The sequence below is a fragment of the Amycolatopsis sp. NPDC049688 genome (assembly GCF_040674975.1).
In the GTDB taxonomy this organism is placed as follows: Bacteria; Actinomycetota; Actinomycetes; order Mycobacteriales; family Pseudonocardiaceae; genus Amycolatopsis.
Genome location: NZ_JBFANY010000016.1, coordinates 88695 through 104214 on the forward strand (window position 1 = coordinate 88695; position 15520 = coordinate 104214).

Annotated in this window: 15 protein-coding genes; 4 read left to right on the top strand and 11 right to left on the bottom strand. The window is 69.6% G+C overall.

The genetic code is table 11. The features are described from left to right. Positions 1-89 precede the first annotated feature (89 nt). Positions 90-563, bottom strand: coding sequence for an HAD domain-containing protein (locus AB0J55_RS36215; RefSeq protein WP_364259208.1), 474 nt, complete (start codon positions 561-563; stop codon positions 90-92). A gap of 52 nt (positions 564-615) precedes the next feature. Further along, the gene (locus AB0J55_RS36220; RefSeq protein WP_364259210.1) at positions 616-1467 is read right to left on the bottom strand and encodes a sigma-70 family RNA polymerase sigma factor; all 852 of its coding nucleotides are present in this window, start codon (positions 1465-1467) and stop codon (positions 616-618) included. 77 nt (positions 1468-1544) lie between these two features. Here AB0J55_RS36220 and AB0J55_RS36225 point away from each other — a divergent pair, with 77 nt between their 5' ends. Further along, a complete protein-coding gene (locus AB0J55_RS36225; RefSeq protein ID WP_364259213.1) occupies positions 1545-1994 on the top strand; it encodes a carboxymuconolactone decarboxylase family protein in 450 nt (149 codons plus the stop codon). 39 nt (positions 1995-2033) lie between these two features. Here the strand turns inward: AB0J55_RS36225 and AB0J55_RS36230 are convergent, their stop codons facing one another. The 8 genes from AB0J55_RS36230 to AB0J55_RS36265 form a co-directional block, all read right to left on the bottom strand. Next, positions 2034-3296 (bottom strand): peptidase C39 family protein, encoded by a 1263-nt coding sequence (locus AB0J55_RS36230; protein ID WP_364259216.1) that lies wholly within the window; start codon positions 3294-3296, stop codon positions 2034-2036. A 71-nt stretch (positions 3297-3367) separates the two neighbouring features. Next, positions 3368-3769 (bottom strand): PaaI family thioesterase, encoded by a 402-nt coding sequence (locus AB0J55_RS36235; protein ID WP_191306884.1) that lies wholly within the window; start codon positions 3767-3769, stop codon positions 3368-3370. Between the two features lie 52 nt (positions 3770-3821). Continuing rightward, positions 3822-5546 (bottom strand): TIGR03767 family metallophosphoesterase, encoded by a 1725-nt coding sequence (locus AB0J55_RS36240; RefSeq protein ID WP_364259220.1) that lies wholly within the window; start codon positions 5544-5546, stop codon positions 3822-3824. A gap of 145 nt (positions 5547-5691) precedes the next feature. After that, positions 5692-6279: a TetR/AcrR family transcriptional regulator C-terminal domain-containing protein gene (locus AB0J55_RS36245; protein WP_364259223.1), complete on the bottom strand. Its 588-nt coding sequence runs from the start codon at positions 6277-6279 to the stop codon at positions 5692-5694. 490 nt (positions 6280-6769) lie between these two features. Next, positions 6770-7585: a carbohydrate ABC transporter permease gene (locus AB0J55_RS36250; RefSeq protein ID WP_364259226.1), complete on the bottom strand. Its 816-nt coding sequence runs from the start codon at positions 7583-7585 to the stop codon at positions 6770-6772. After that, positions 7582-8478 (bottom strand): sugar ABC transporter permease, encoded by an 897-nt coding sequence (locus AB0J55_RS36255; RefSeq protein ID WP_364259229.1) that lies wholly within the window; start codon positions 8476-8478, stop codon positions 7582-7584. Before AB0J55_RS36255 ends, AB0J55_RS36250 begins: the two co-directional genes overlap by 4 nt. Then, on the bottom strand, positions 8475-9764 hold the full coding sequence (locus AB0J55_RS36260) for a sugar ABC transporter substrate-binding protein (protein WP_364259232.1): 1290 nt from the start codon (positions 9762-9764) through the stop codon (positions 8475-8477). Before AB0J55_RS36260 ends, AB0J55_RS36255 begins: the two co-directional genes overlap by 4 nt. Positions 9765-9864: 100 nt before the next feature. Further along, complete coding sequence (locus AB0J55_RS36265) at positions 9865-11493, bottom strand: long-chain fatty acid--CoA ligase (RefSeq protein ID WP_364259235.1); 1629 nt, start codon at positions 11491-11493, stop codon at positions 9865-9867. 444 nt (positions 11494-11937) lie between these two features. On the opposite strand from AB0J55_RS36265, the gene mihF reads away from it, so the two are divergent. Next, complete coding sequence (gene mihF / locus AB0J55_RS36270; RefSeq protein WP_051767699.1) at positions 11938-12249, top strand: integration host factor, actinobacterial type; 312 nt, start codon at positions 11938-11940, stop codon at positions 12247-12249. Positions 12250-12334: 85 nt separating this feature from the next. Next, positions 12335-13483: an isochorismate synthase gene (locus tag AB0J55_RS36275; protein ID WP_364259239.1), complete on the top strand. Its 1149-nt coding sequence runs from the start codon at positions 12335-12337 to the stop codon at positions 13481-13483. Here AB0J55_RS36275 and AB0J55_RS36280 read toward each other — a convergent pair. Next, complete coding sequence (locus tag AB0J55_RS36280; RefSeq protein ID WP_364259242.1) at positions 13480-14166, bottom strand: 4'-phosphopantetheinyl transferase superfamily protein; 687 nt, start codon at positions 14164-14166, stop codon at positions 13480-13482. The two genes, AB0J55_RS36275 and AB0J55_RS36280, sit on opposite strands and share 4 nt — an antisense overlap. A 130-nt stretch (positions 14167-14296) precedes the next feature. On the opposite strand from AB0J55_RS36280, the gene AB0J55_RS36285 reads away from it, so the two are divergent. Next, positions 14297-15466: an acyl-CoA dehydrogenase family protein gene (locus tag AB0J55_RS36285; RefSeq protein WP_364259245.1), complete on the top strand. Its 1170-nt coding sequence runs from the start codon at positions 14297-14299 to the stop codon at positions 15464-15466. The last annotated feature ends 54 nt before the right edge of the window (positions 15467-15520 follow it).

Consider the following 15520-nt stretch of genomic DNA (forward strand, 5'->3'; position numbering starts at 1 on the left):
GGCTCTGGCTGGTCCTGCCCGCAGCTAATCACGGATCACGCGGACATGGCGACATCCGCATGAGTGACCTTTGCGCAACGGGTTGCGCTTTACGCAACTGTCCGCCGCCAGGTGGCGATGGTGGTGAAGTCCTGGCCGGTGAGGCCGGTGCTCGCCTCGACGGTGTGCACCAGCGCCGGCCCGGGGTGGTGGCGCACGACCCACGCCCGGTCGGCGCCGGTGGTTTCGTCGTCCAGCCAGGCGAACGGGCGGCCGGCCGCCCACTCGACGATCGGCCGGGTTTTCCAATGAAGTCCGCGATCGTCGCCTTCGGGGACGTCGAGCACCGGCAGTTCCGGGAGACCGAGCAACGGGGAGACGCACTCGTTGGCGTCGGCCAGCCACGTGGTCGCCCAGACGAGGTCGCACCCGAGAGCCAGCAGCCGTGGACCGAGGCTCGGGTCGACCCGTGACAGCAGGGGATTGCCCAGGTCGGCGTTTGGGAAGGTCTCGTACTGCCCGGAACTCCGCCCGAAGGGGATCAGGGGGCCGTCGATGTCGAGGAACAGCAGAGGGCGGCGCATGATCTCCGCAGTCTGGCACGGCGGCGCGGGCCTCCGGCCCCCGTCTTCCACGCTACCGGGACCCACCGACAGTTCCCGGCGGCTCCGGCAGCTCCATCGACGCGAGCTTCACCGGGTCCGTCACCGCCGCGATGTTCGTGATCCGGCCGTCCACCACGGTGAACGCCACCACCGACATCGGTGTGCCGTCGCGCCACGCCACCACGCCCGGGAGGCCGCCCACCAGTACGCGGCGGCCGTCGTTGGCCGCTCCGAAGCGGGCGCCTGCCGCCACCTTCGTCGCTCCCAAGACCACCACCAGGCCGTCCGGGGTGTCGATCGTCAACCGGACGTCCGGGTCGAGGATGCGCAGCAGCTGCTCGAAGTCGCCGTCGCGGGCGGCCGTCAGGAATGCCTGGACCACCTCGCGCTGGGACGGCCCGGACGGCACCGGAGGCGTCCGGACCTTGCGGCGGGCGCGGCTGGCCAGCATCTTCGCCGCCGCCGTCGATTTGCCCAGGATGCGGGCGATCTCCTCGAACGGCACCCCGAACAGGTCGTGCAGCACGAACGCCAGCCGCTCGCCCGGGCCGAGGGACTCCAGGACCACCAGCAGCGCCAGCCCCACCGAGTCGGCCAGCTCCGCGTCCGCCTCCGGGCCCTCCTCGGCCGCCACCACGATCTCGTCGTAGGGCGACTCGGGGCGCGACTTCCGCGACCGCAGCACGTCCAGGCTGATCCGGCCGACCACCGTCGTCAGCCAGCCGTCGAGGTTCTCGATCTCCGCCGCGTCCTGGCGGGCCAGGCGCAGCCACGCCTCCTGGACCGCGTCTTCCGCGTCGGCGTGCGAGCCCAGCAGGCGGTGCGCCACCGCGTGCAACCGGTCGCGCCGGGCTTCGAACGCCGCGGCCACGGTGTCGGACATGTCGTTACCTTCCTCGATCCTGCTCCGTCGTGGACATGACGGGCCCGGAGGGGCACAGGTAACCGATGGAGGAAACGATGGAACCACGGCTGAAGAGCACGAGCAGCCCCGAGGTGACCGGCGCGGTCCAGCAGCTGTTCAAGGTGGTGCACGCCGCCGGTGTCGACCCGTTGCTGCTGGAGCTGGTCCACCTGCGGGCCAGCCAGATCAACGGCTGCGCCCCGTGCACCTACGCCGGTGTCCAGTCGGCGAAGAAGCAGGGCGAGACCGACGACCGGCTGCACAGCGTCGTCGTCTGGCGCGAGACGCCGTTCTTCACCGAGCCGGAACGGGCCGCGCTGGCGCTGACCGAAGCCGCCACGCGGATCGAGGATGGCCAGCCCGGCGTGACCGACGAGATCTGGGCGGCCGCGGCCGCGCACTTCGACGAGCAGCAGCTGTCCGCGATCGTCCTGCACATCGCGCTCAGCGGCTTCTTCAACCGGATCAACCGCGCGATCCGGGAGCAGGCCGGCAAGACCTGGTGAGCCCGGCGGGGCGCCGGTCGCGGCGCCCCGCCGACCTCGTCAGGCCGGGGTGATGATGTAGGCGATGCCGCCGGGGCCGCCCGCGACGGTGCCGTCCGCGCGGTAGCGCTTCGTCCGCTGCCAGATCTTCTCGAACTGGTCGCGCTGGTAGACGTTGCGCACCCGGTCGTTGCTGCTGGACGCCGGGTCGTTGGCGATCACGTCGCCGTCCTTCGTGAAGCCGACGACGACCATGATGTGCCCCGCCGTCCCGTAGCCGGCGCCGTCGAGCTCCGACGACAGGAACGACTGCGACGTGATCACCGGGATGCCGCGGACGATGTACTCCTCCAGCTCGTTCAGCGAGTGCAGCCGCGTGATGTGGCCGCGCAGCCCGCGCGACGCCGCGTACGCGGTGTTGAACGGCCAGTTGCCGGTGCCGTCGTAGGCGTGGTCGTAGGTGTAGCGCGCCGCGAACGCCACCTGCGGGTCGACGTAGTCCGCCGGGATCCACGACATCTCTTCGGCGGACGGCTTCCTGCCCCAGTACTCGGCCACCATCTCGGTCGACGTCGGGCTGCACCAGGCTTCGCCGCCCCCGCCGTACTGCGGGAACTGTCCTTTGTGGAGGTTCTGCGCGTACGCGGGCACCTTGAGCTCGATCCCGGCGGCCCGCCCCGGCTTCGTCGTCTGGACGTCGAAGCGGTCCGGGACGGCCGAGGTCATCGCGCCCAGCAGGCTGACCGACGGCGTCGCGTGCGAGCCGGCTTCGCGGTACAGGCTGATTCGCAGGTGGTAGGACTTCAGCGTGACGCCGGCCTTCATGACCAGCGTGTCGACGTCCACCATGGCGTTGGCGTCGTCCTGGCCGTCGACGCTGGTGCGCAGGATGTCGGCGTCACCGCTGGCCCAGCGGCCCATCACGTACCACGCGGTTTCCGCACCCGCCGACGTCCGGCCCTGCGCCTCGACCTGCAGCCAGGTCTTCGCCGGCGTCTTGGCGTTCCACGACGCCACCAGCTGCGTGGCGCCGAACCCCGGCCGGTACGACGGCGACGTCCACTGGCCGTATTCGTAGGTTCTCGTCGTGCCGAGCTCCGGTTCGGTGTGCTGCACCGTGCCGATCGGGTGCGTGATGCGCAGCCCGTCGCGCGTCGGCCCGAGCCCCGCGAAGCCGCCTTCGTGGAAGCGGCCGCCGGTCCATTCGTGGTAGTCGATCGCCTCGTCGTCGCGGGGCCGGACGGGCCCGGCCTCGGCGACCTGCGTGGTTACAACGGATAACACAACCACTGACAATAAGGTGAACAACTTACGTACGCGCATCCCGGCTCCCTGATCGGCCCACCCAGTAGGCAGGGATTTTCGCCGGTTCGGCCGGGTATGTAAACAGGTACCTACAGGACGGCCTGCGTCTGTGTCACTTTCGCGACCAACTTGCCGTCGTCGTCGTGGATTTCGGTCTCCACCACGACGAACTTGCGCCCCGCGTGCAGTGGTCTGGACGACGCAACGGCGTAGCCCGAACGCACCGCCCGCAGGAAGTTGGTCTTCGATTCGACGGTCGTCGTGCCCTGCCCGCCCTCGGGCAGGTTGAGGAACGCGCACACGGCGCCGGTCGAATCGGCCAGCGCCATGAGCGCGCCCCCGTGCAGCGCACCACCGAGCGTGCAGAGGCTCTCGTCCCACTTCAGCCGGCTGCGGACGAGCTCGCGCCCGTGCTCCAGCACTTCGACGCCGAGGCGTTCGGAGAACGGCATGGAGCGGTGGAACAGCTGCGTGCCTTCAAGATCGGTCATACCCGGCAGCTTGCCCGAAGACCCGCCGCCGGGCGATGACCTCCGGGGTAACTCAGCTCAGCGGGTTCACCAGGAGCAGTTCGGTGTTGTGGTCCTCGGCCGCGCCGACGCGGCCCAGGCTGACGTGGATGTCGTTGTAGGACAGTTCGCGGTACAGCGACGCAAGCGCTTGCGGCGTCCGGGCGTCGTAGTCCGCCGCGTACGGCGCTTCCGCCTCGATCAACGTCGTGAACAGCGACAACGTCCCGTCCGCGTTGTCTGCCACCTCCACGATCCGGGCGTGCTGCGGGAAGTCGACGTGGGACGCGGTGTTGATCTCCCAGAAGCCCTGCTGCGGCGTGTTGCCCGCGTGCGGCGTGATCTTGTTGAGGTGCGTGTGGCCGTTGACCCAGGCCAGCACGTTCGGGAACCGCTTGAGCAGCGCGACGAACGCGTCGCCGTCGAGCCGCGGGTCGAGCAGGTGGCGCGAGTCCGGCAGCAGGTTGGTCATCGTGCCGCTGGTGTGGTGGCTGAACAGGATGAACAGCTCGTCGGTGACCGCGTGGGTGACCTTGCGGCCGAAGAAGTCGTAGTACGCCGAGCTGTTGCGCTTCAGCGTCGCCTCGACCCAGGAGTACTGCGCGAGGCCGATCGAGCCGTCGGCGAACCCGGCGTCGGTGGTGGTGTCGAGGCTGATCCCGGTGACACCCGGCGCGATCCGGAAGGTGTAGTAGACGTTCTGGCCGTCGGCGTTGGCGCTGGTGAAGCCGTGCCCGGCCGGGCCGGGGCCGGTGTTGGCGGTGTCGAGGTGCGCGCGGACGAACTCGCCGGTGCTGAACGGGCGCCGTCGCGCGTCCGGCGTGACCTCGCGGATGGTGCCGCTGCCGCCGAACAGTTCGGCGACCGGGACGCCGGAGCCGCTCTTGATCGCGTCGGCGAGCTTCTTCGCGGTGGTCTCGTCCTTGCCGATCACCTTGTACCGGCCGGTGTACCAGGCGTCGATGCCCGGGATGTTCGCCGGCAGGGAGCCGACGATGCTGTCGTCGTGGTTGCCGAAGGTGCAGAACCACGGGACGTCGAGGCCGGGCGCGGTGAAGGTCTTCGTGGCCGCTTCGAGCAGGCCGGGCAGCTGCGGGAAGCCCTTCGCCGAGTACTTGTCGCCCACGCCGGGGATCGAGGGGTTCCAGTACTCGTCGTTGCCCGAGCTCTGGACGCCTTCGTAGGCGTTCGGGTCGCCGGAGTTCGGGGTGACGCTGCCGCCGTTGAGGACCTTGAGGAACCAGTCGAGCTCGATCAGCTCGTGGTTGTCGGTGTTGTCGCCGGTGGTGACCATCAGGTCGAACGGCCGTCCGGTGAACGGGCCCTGCCGCACGCTGTTGACGCGTTCGACGAGCGCGCTGGTGGCGACGGTGCCGAGGACTTCCTGCGGCCGGTGCGCGGAGCCGATGAAGGGGTGCAGGTACTCGAACCGCGCGGGGCTCTCGGCGTCGGTGATGTGCAGGTCGGTGAACTGGACGAACGAGCTGAGGGCCCGCCGCCGGTCGTCGCGCCCGCTCTTCGGGGTGGCGAGGTCGCTGCGCACGACCAGCGGCCACCCCGGGCCGGCGGACAGGCGCGAGTAGGTGCTGGTGCCGCCGCCCGTGGCGACCTGTTCGAGTGTGGTGCCGGAGGTGGTGACCGAGCGGGTGCTCGTGAGCCGCAGGGCGCGGTCGAGGGCGTTCGCGGTGGGCGTGCACAGCAGCAGCCCGAGACCGGCGGCGCCCGCGGTGGCGAAGGTGCGCCGGGTGAGTTCGGCCATGGTTGTTCGCTCCCCAGTCTTCTCGGTTGCCCAGCACGCTGCCGGGCTTGCGTGGACGCGGGGTGAACGTGAAAAACATTCACCGTGACAGTTGAGTTCACCCTGTCACAGCTGCCGAGGTGGGGTGTACCGCCGAAGGTTGTGGTCATTTCCTCCGTTGGGCGAGGCCGTCGAGGATGACTTCGGTGCCGAGCGCGAAGAGGTCGTCGGCGGTGAGCCCGGTGAACCCGAGGGTGCGCGCGTTCGGGTAGGCCTTCAGGTTTTCGAGGAACTCCTTCGCGGCTTCCGGGTTCGGCTTCTCCGGCCGTTCGACCGAGGCGAGGACGTGCGCGGCGAGCAGCCGCGCGATGCCCGCGGTGTCTTCCGGGGTGAAGCCGGCTTCCAGGAGGATCCGGGCGGTCCGCTCGATGTGGGCGAGCCGGTTCGGTCCCGGTGGCCGTTCCCGCAGCAGGGTGGCGGCATCGCGGTGTCGCAGCAGCATGGCGCGGAACTGGTGGAGGCCCTGTTCGAGCTGGCGCCGCCAGTCCTGGGTCTCGTCGATCTCGAACGCGTCTTCGCAGACGGCCTCGGCGAGGAGGTCGAGGAGCTGGGCCTTGTCCTTGACGTGCCAGTACAGCGTCGGCGAGCTGACGCCCAGCTTCGCGGCGAGCCGCCGGGTGCTCAGCTCGGCCAGCCCCACCTCGTCGAGGAGCGCGAGCGCGGCTTCGGTGATCTGACGACGATCGAGAGGCACGCGGAGGACTCTATCAGTGATAGAGCCGCCCCTTCTCTATCGGTGATAGAGGCCGTCGCTCTATCAGTGATAGAGTTCTCTCTATCACTGATAGGGGGAGCGAGGATGCGCTGGTGGATTGGGGGGTGCTCGCTGGTCTTCGCGATCGGCACCGCACTGCAGAACTTCGTGGTGATCGACGCTGAACTGGTGGCGCGGGCAGCTGCGCTCGCGGGCACGCCGCCGTCCGACGGCTTCCTGAGCGGGTTGCGTCTGGTCGGCGACTTGTACCTGGTGGGCAACCTGCTCGGGCTGCTCGTCCTGACCGGCCGCCGCTGGACGTTCTGGCTGGTCTTCGCGGTGAACGCCACCCAGGCGGCGGGCGTGTTCGTCATCCCGCCGCCGGTGTGGCGCGCCACCCTGGACCTGCACGGCTGGCCCGGGCTGCTGCCCTCCGCGATCACCGACGGCGGCGCGCTGCTGCTGACGCTCGCCCTGCTGTGGTGGCGGTTCAGCCCTGCAACCCGGACTCGGCCACCCCGCGCACCAGGTACCGCTGCAGGAACGCGAACAGCAGCACGATCGGCAGGATCGACACCGCCGCCGCCAGGAACAGCAGGTTCAGCTGCGGGTTCTGCGCCGTCAGCAGGCCCGACAACGCCACCTGGACCGTCCACGAATCCGGCGACTGCGCGATGATCAGCGGCCACAGGAAAGCGTTCCAGCTGCCGATCACCGTGATGACCGCGATCGCCGCGAAGAAACCCTTCGAGTTCGGCACCACGATCCGCCGGAACACGCCCCAGCGCGAAAGCCCGTCCACCCGCCCGGCCTCCTCCAGCTCCCGCGGGAAGCCGAGGAAGTACTGCCGGAACAGGAACACGCTGAACGCGCTGAACAACCCGGGGATCACCAGCCCGCGGAAGTCCGACAGCCAGCCCAGCGACGAGACCACCACGAAACTCGGCACGAACGTCACCGACGTCGGGACCATCAGCGTCGCCAGCACCGCGTAGAACACGAACCGCGAGTGCCGGTAGGGGATCCGGGCCAGGCCGTAGCCGGCCAAGGAGCAGACCACGAGCAAACCGGCCGTCTGCAGGGTCGCGACCACCAGGGAGTTCAGCAGGCTGCGCGCGAACGGCACGTCCGAAAGCGAAAACAGCCGCGAGAAGTTCTCCCAGTGCACTGTGGACGGGAAGAACGTCCAGTGCGGAGACGTGATGTCCGCTCGCGAAGCCAGGCCGTTGCGCAGCAACAGGTAGAACGGCAGCAGGAACACCACCGCCGCCACCACCAGGGAAGCCCACCGCAGGAACGCCCTCATGACACCCGTCCGAAGCGGAACACCCGGCCCTGCAGCAACGTCACCAGGGCGATGAGCAACGCCAGGATCACTGCGCCCGCGCTGCCGCGGCCCAGGTCCTGGCCGCCCGATCCCAGCGACGTGTAGTACAGGTACACCAACGGCGGCCGGGCGAACGGCGGGTAACCGCGCGAGTCGCCCATGATGTTGTAGAACTCGTCGAAGGCCTGGTACGCGTTGATCAGGTTGAGCAGCAGCACCGCCACCGCGGTCGCGCGCAGCTGCGGCAGCGTGATGTGGCGGAACACCTGCCAGCCCGGCTTCGCGCCGTCGAGCCACGCCGCTTCGTACAGCCGCACCGGGATCCGCTGCAGGGCCGCGATGAACAGGATCATGTAGAACCCCAGCTGCAGCCACAGTCGGGCGGTCACCAGGACCACCCAGTACAGCGGCGGGTGCACCGTCCCGGTCCAGGCCACCGGGTCGACGCCGAAGACCGAAAGCACCGTGTTCGCGAGTCCGTACCGGACACCCGAGAACAACGACGTCTTCCAGATCAGCGACGCCACCACGTACGAACACGCGAACGGCAGGAAGAACACCGACCGGAAGAACGCCCGCGCGAACCGCAGCTGGTTGACGCCGAGGGCCAGCGCCAGCGACAGCACGAACGTCAGCGGCACGATGAACAGCGCGAACACGCTGAACGTCCCGAGGCTGGACAGGAACGGCTCGTCGGTGAGCATGTGCGCGTAGTTGTCCAGCCCGACGAACTCGGTCGGCGTCACCGTGTTGCGCGCGTCGAAGAACGACAGGTACGCGCTCCAGCCGATCGGCAGGTACGCGAACACCGCCAGCCCGATCAGGAACGGCCCCACGAACAGCCAGAACGCGCGCGCATCGCGCCGCTTCATCCGAAGAGGCGCTTCAGCTCGGCGCGAGCCACCTCGACGGCCGTCTTCACCTGCGCCGCCGGGTCCGCGCCCTCCTTCGCGATCTTCGCGACCGCGTCGGACAACGCCGTGTTCGCCTGCTGTGTCCACACCGGACCGCCGACGAGGTGGCTGTTCTCCTTGACGAACCGGGCCGCGTCGGCGGCCGGGCCGGACTTGAGGCTGTCCGCGCGGCCGACCAGGCTCTGCCGGGCCGGGACGTGGAAGCCGAACTTCGTCGCGAACTCCAGCTGGTCCTGCGTCTGGTCGACCCACAGCCACTTCACGAACGCCTTGGCCTCGGCGACGTGCTCGCTCTTGGCGTTGACCATCGCGCCGTAGGCACCGACCGGCACCGACGGCGCGCCGCTGCCGTCCAGCTTCGGGAACGGCAGGACGCCGAAGTCGTCGTCGAACGCCTGCCGGATCTTCGGCACGTTCCACAGCCCGGTCCACTGCATCGCCGTCAGCCCGTCGATGAACGCGCCCGGGTCCGACCAGTCCGCCGGTGCTCCGAGCAACAGGGAACCGTTGGCGTTCAGCGTGTGCAACTTCGCCAGCGCCGTCGCCGCGCGCGGGTCGTCGAAGCCGACTTCACGGTTGCCGTTCTTCAGGTAGTCGAGCCCCGCGGACCACAGCAGCGGGCCGGTGAGCACGCCGACGCCGCCGTCGTTGCCCGCGAAGAAGCCCTTGACGCCGTCCTTGGTCAGCTTCGCGGCCGCGTCGACCAGCTCGTCGACCGTCTGCGGCGGCTGGACGCCCGCCGCCTGCAGCAGGCTCTTGCGGTAGAAGAGCACCTGCGTGTCGGTGGCCTGCGGGATGCCGTAGACCTTGCCTTCGACGGTCTGCGCGGCCAGCACGGCCGGGCTGAAGTCACCCTTCACCGGCGCGATCACGTCGTCGAGCGGGACGACCTGGTTCTGCCGGACCCAGTCGATCTTGACCTGGGCCTCGAAGACGTCCGGCACCTTGCTGTTCTGCAGCGCGGTGACGATCTTCGAGTCGTAGTCGCCCGGGTTCCACTGGACGTTGACGGTCGCGCCGGGGTAGCTCGCCGCGTACCGCTTGACGGCGTCCTGGACGCCTTCTTCGCCGTACGCGTGGTACCACTGCTGGAGTGTGACCTTCGGGGCGTCCGACGGCGGCGGGCCCGCCGAGTACGCCGTCGAGGGCGGCGGGTCACCCTGCCGCCCGGTGTTCGACCCGCAGGCCGCCGCCAGCGCGCCCACGCCCGCGAGCGCGAGGAAACTCCGCCTGTTCCGCTGCATCCCCAGAACCCCTCCGACGTGCTCCGAAGGCCACCATAGGGGCGTTAGGTTCCCCCATGGTGGCCGTCCCAAGCGTGAAGACTCGCCGGAGATTTACCCGTTAGAGCTGGGCGATGTCGAGCTTTCCCTCGGAGTAGGACGCGCGGATCCGCTTCTTGTCGAACTTCCCGACGCTGGTCTTGGGAACTTCGTCCACGAACGTCCAGTTCTCCGGCAGCTGCCACTTCGCGACCTTGTCGCTCAGGTAGTCCCGCAGCTCTTCCGGCGTGACGCTCTGGCCCTCCTTGAGCACAACGGCGACCAGCGGCCGCTCGTCCCACTTCTCGTCGGGGATGCCGACGACCGCGGCCTCGGCCACCGCCGGGTGGCCCATCACCTGGTTCTCCAGGTCGACCGAGGAGATCCACTCGCCGCCGGACTTGATGACGTCCTTGGCGCGGTCGGTCAGCGTCAGGTAGCCGTCGGCGCTGATCTTGCCGACGTCGCCGGTGCGCAGCCAGCCGTCGTGGAACTTGTCCGGGTCGACGTCGGAGCCGCCGTAGTACGACGCGGCGATCCACGGGCCCTGGACCTCGAGCTCGCCGACGGCCTCGTTGTCCCAGGGCAGCGGCTCGCCGGAGTCGCCGATCAGCCGGGCGCGCACGGACGCCGGGAACCGGCCCTGCGTGTAGCGGTAGTGCCAGGCGTCCTCGCCGGTCGCACCGGCGGGCGGCCGGGCCACGCTGCCCAGCGGCGACGTCTCCGTCATGCCCCACGCGTGCAGGATCGAGACGTGGTGGCGTTCCTCGAACGCGTGCATCAGCGACGGCGGCACCGCCGACCCGCCGACGACGACTTCGCGCAGGTGCGAGATGTCCTGCGGGTTCGCCTCCAGGTGGGCGAGCAGGCCCTGCCAGACGGTCGGGACCGCGCCGGCGAACGTCGGCTTCTCGGCGGCCAGCATCGCCGAGATCGGCGCCGGCTGGAGGAAGCGGTCCGGCATCAGCAGCGACGCGCCGACCATCAGCGCCGCGTACGGCAGGCCCCACGCCATCGCGTGGAACATCGGCACGATGGCCAGGGCCTTGTCGCTCTGCGCCAGGTTCATGCTGTCGCTCATGCAGACCTGCATCGAGTGCAGCCAGATCGACCGGTGCGAGTAGGCGACGCCCTTCGGGTCCCCGGTGGTGCCCGAGGTGTAGCACATCGCGGCGGCCGAGCGTTCGTCGACGTCGGGCCAGTCGAAGGTGTCCGGCTGGGCGGCCAGCAGCTCGGCGTAGGAGTGGACCTGGACGCCGTCGGGCGCCTGCAGCGACGCGGCGTCGCCGTTGGCCACGATGACGTGCCGGACGGTCTTGAACTCGGGCAGCTGCTTCGCCAGCAGCGGGACGAGGGTGCCGTCGACGATGACGACGTGGTCCTCGGCGTGGTTGGCGACGAACACGAGCTGCTCGGGGAACAGCCGGATGTTCAGCGTGTGCAGCACGGCGCCCATCGCCGGAACGGCCAGGTAGGCGGCCATGTGCTCGGCGTTGTTCCACATGAACGTGCCGACGCGCTGGTCGTCTGTCACACCGAGTCCGCGGAGGGCGTTCGCGAGCCGGGCGGCGTTGCGGCCGAGGTCGCCGTAGGTCTCCCGGCGGGCTTCTGAACCGGTCCAGGTGATGACTTCGCTCGCCGAGTGCACCGACGTGCCGTGGCGAAGCAGGTTCGCCAGCGACAGCTGGCCGTCCTGCATGGTGCTCAACATGGTCGCTCCCGGGGGTCGTTCGCCGGTGGGCTGGGGTTGGGCCGACTCTAATGCGGATCGGGTGAAGCGGGCATGGTCGACAACGGCTCCGTTCGGTCACGGTCGTAGCGCGATCGGGCGACGACCGGACGATGATCAAGATCATCAATTTTTCGACTTTTCCTTATGTGCAAGGAAATGTGCGCGAGAACAGGCGGTAGCGGAGGCTTCACTTCCGGGTGAGAAGGGCCACGCGGGCCCCTTCTTGGGAGCGTTTCCGCAGGCCGGAGCGGGTTGCCCGGTATCACCTCCGGGGGTAATAAGTGCGTGTCGGTTGCACGGCCACGAAGCGGGTGGCGTTTACTGGGCCCGTGGCAAGAGACGGCTGAGCAGCGCTTGCAGGAGCAAGCACTCACAAAAGCTGTCGGCCGCGAAAGCGGAGACCTGAGAGGAAAGGACACTACGTTGGCTCTGCCTACGTTGACTCCGGAGCAGCGCGCCGAGGCCCTGGCCAAGGCCGCCGAGGCTCGCAAGGCGCGTTCGGAGCTGCTCGCGTCGATCAAGTCCGGCAAGGAGAGCATCGAGAAGGTGCTCAAGCAGGCCAAGGAGAACAAGACCATCGGGAAGACGAAGGTCACCCAGCTGCTGAAGGCCGTCCCCGGCCTCGGCGCGGTGAAGGTCGCCGCCCTGCTCGAGCAGGCCGGCATCGACCCGGACCGGCGTGCGGCCGGCCTGGGCGAGCGCCAGCGCGAGGCGCTCATCGACGCGCTCAAGTAAGCGCGTCACCAGGAGCTGACCGCGAGGGGAGTGTCGCTGGCGACACTTCCCTCGCGGATCTCCCCTCGCCTGGGACGCTGGAGACGTGAGCTCACCTGATCCGGCGACCCCGGCTGACCTCGCCGCCCGCTATCAGCGAGGCGACTTCCTCTTCGCGACGGCCCAGCGCGCACTCCTCGCGCAGGGCACCATCCGGGCCGTCACCGAGACGGACCCGCGACGGCTCGCCGCGGTGATCCCCGGCGTGCTGGCCGAGACCGGTGCCCCGCTGGCCGTCGGCGTCCTCCCGTTCGACACCGGGCCCGACACGAAGGTGCCGGGCCACCTCGTCGTGCCCCGGACCGTCCACCGCTCCTCCGGCGCGCCGTCTTTTCCGCGGGAAGTCCTGCCGGCGCCCGTGCGGGTGCGTGCGGTGCCGTCTCCGGAGCTGCACATGGCGTCGGTGCGCGCTGCGGTGGCGGCGCTGGCCGCGCGTGACCTGCGCAAAGCCGTCCTGGCCCGCGCTCTGGACCTCGAGTTCGACGCGCCGTTGCCCGCCGAGAGCATCGTGCGGAACCTGGCCGTCGGCAATCCCCGCCACTTCACGTACGCGGCCGAGCTGCCGGGCGGGCGCTCGCTCGTCGGCGCGACGCCCGAGCTGCTGCTTCGCCGCACCGGTCGCACGGTGTTCTCCTCGCCGCACGCGGGGTCCATGCCGCGTGCGGCGGACCCGGTCGTCGACCGCGCGAACGGCGAGGCGCTGCGGACGTCCCGCAAGGACCAGCTCGAGCACGCGGTGGTGATCGACTACCTCGTCGAGGCGCTGCGGCCGTTCTGCCGGACCCTGGACGTCCCGGCCGGCCCGGAGCTGGTGACGACGCCGGCGATCTGGCACCTGCGCACCCCGATCACGGGTGAGCTGGCGGACCCGGACATCACGGCCCTGGACCTGGCGGCGGCCCTGCACCCGACCCCGGCGATCTGCGGCACCCCGACGGATGGCGCCCGCGAGCTGGTCAAGGAGCTGGAGCCGTTCGACCGCGACTACTACGCGGGAGCGGTCGGCTGGGTGGACGCGGCGGGCGACGGCGAGTGGGCGGTGGCGATCCGCTGCGCGGAGATCGCCTCGACGTCGATGCGGCTGTACGCGGGCGGCGGGATCGTGGCGGCGTCGGACCCGCAGGCCGAACTGGACGAGACGACGGCGAAGTTCCGCACGCTGCTGACGGCGATGGGCCTGGAGGACGTCGCTTAGGGGACCCAGTGCTCCTCGGCCACCGACAGCTCCTCGGTGGTCAGCACCGCGATGGCCGCCCGATAGCCGTCTGCGGCCTTCAGGTCCACCAAGCGGGTCGTCGCCGGGTCGAGGGCCGGGTCGCCTGAGGAGACCAGGCTCGCCGGTTCGTCGTAGCGGGAGAACGTGATGCTCTGCAGCGGGATGCGCAGGCCCTTGCCGGTGGCCTTCATCACCGCTTCCTTGCGGGTCCAGTAGACGAAGAACGCCGCCGCCTTCTCCGCCGTGTCCAGGCCCGTCAGGTGCTCCGCCTCCGCCGGGCTCAGGGCGTACTCGATCAGGCCGTCGTCCGCTTTGCGGGTGGCCGTCTCGACGTCCAGGCCCACCGGGACCGACGGGGTCGCCGCCACGCCGATCAGGTCGCCCGAGTGCGAGATCGACAGCGTCAGGTCCGCGCCCGGGATGCGCGGGCGGCCGTGCGGCTTGCCGCAGTCTTCGCAGGTCGCGTCGAACTTCACGGACTCCGGCGCCAGGCCGAGCCGCTCGGCCGCGACCGTCTTCGCCAGGACGCGGCCGGTGAGGAACCGCCGCTTGTCGGCCTCCTGCCGGTAGGCCTCGAACCGGCCCTGTTCGACGTCGTCGAGCAGGCGCAGGAAGCGATCTTCGGCGGGCAACGGCGACGACCAGCGGACCTCGATCTCCATCACCCCTCCGATCCTTCCGGGCCCGGCAGCCGTTGTCACGAATTCCGGCCGAGGTCTGGGGTTATCCAGGGGCGAAGAGGTACCCTGGGCTAAGCAAGCGCTTAGCCAGTGTCGGAGGAGCAGCTACCCCATGGACTTTTCACTCAGCACCGAAGAACGCGAAGTGCGCGACTGGGTCCGCACGTTCGTCCAGCGGGAGCTGGTCCCGCTGGAGCAGGAAGTCCTCCGCCGCGAGCGCGCCCACCAGCCCGGCCTGACCGGCGAAGAGCTCAAGGACCTCCAGCTCAAGGCGAAGGAGTCCGGCTTCTGGGGCGTGCTGACGCCGGAGGAGTACGGCGGCATGGGCCTGTCCGCCGTGATGGCCGCGCTGCTGGAGGCCGAGCTCGGCCGCACCTTCGTGCCGTTCCGCTTCGGCGGGGCCGCCGACAACATCCTGTTCCACGCCAACGAGGAGCAGAAGCAGACCTACCTGCTGCCGACCATCTCGGGCGAGCGCAAGTCGTGCTTCGCGATCACCGAGCCGGGCGCCGGGTCGGACGCCAAGGCCATCCGGACCACCGCCCGCAAGGACGGCAGCGACTGGATCATCAACGGCGAGAAGACCTTCATCACCGGCGGCAACGAGGCCGACTTCACCATGGTCTTCGCCATCACCGACCCGGAGAAGGGCGCGAACGGTGGCGTCACCTGCTTCCTCGTCGACCGCGAGGCCGGCTGGAAGTCCGAGTACATCGACACCATGGGCGAGTGGGGCCCGGCGTCGCTGATCTTCCAGGACGTCCGCGTGCCCGAGACACAGATCCTCGGCGAAGAGGGCCGCGGCTTCGAGCTGGCCATGCAGTGGATCGGCCAGGGCCGCTACCTGCTGCCTGCCCGCGCGATCGGCTCGTGCGAACGGCTGATCCAGATGGCCATCGAGCACGCCAACACGCGCGAGACGTTCGGGCAGAAGATCGCCGAGCGGCAGGCCATCCAGTGGATGATCGCCGACTCCGGCGTCGAGCTCGAGGCGCTGCGGTGGCTGGTGCTGCACGCCGCCTGGCAGGTCGACCAGGGCGTGGATTCGCGGCACGCGCAGTCGATGGCGAAGCTGTACGGCGGCCAGAAGGCCAACGAGATCGTCGACCGCGTCCTGCAGATCCACGGCGGCATGGGCTACACACGGGAGCTGCCGGTCGAGCGGTGGTACCGCGAGCTGCGGCTGCTGCGCATCTACGAGGGCACCGACGAGATCCAGCGCCGGACCATCGCGCGCAACCTGCTCAAGGGGCACGTGAAGGTCGGCGGGACGCTGGGCTGAGAACGCGAGAAGCCGTCAAGACCGCCTTTTCGCGGCGGTCTTGACGGCGCTTCG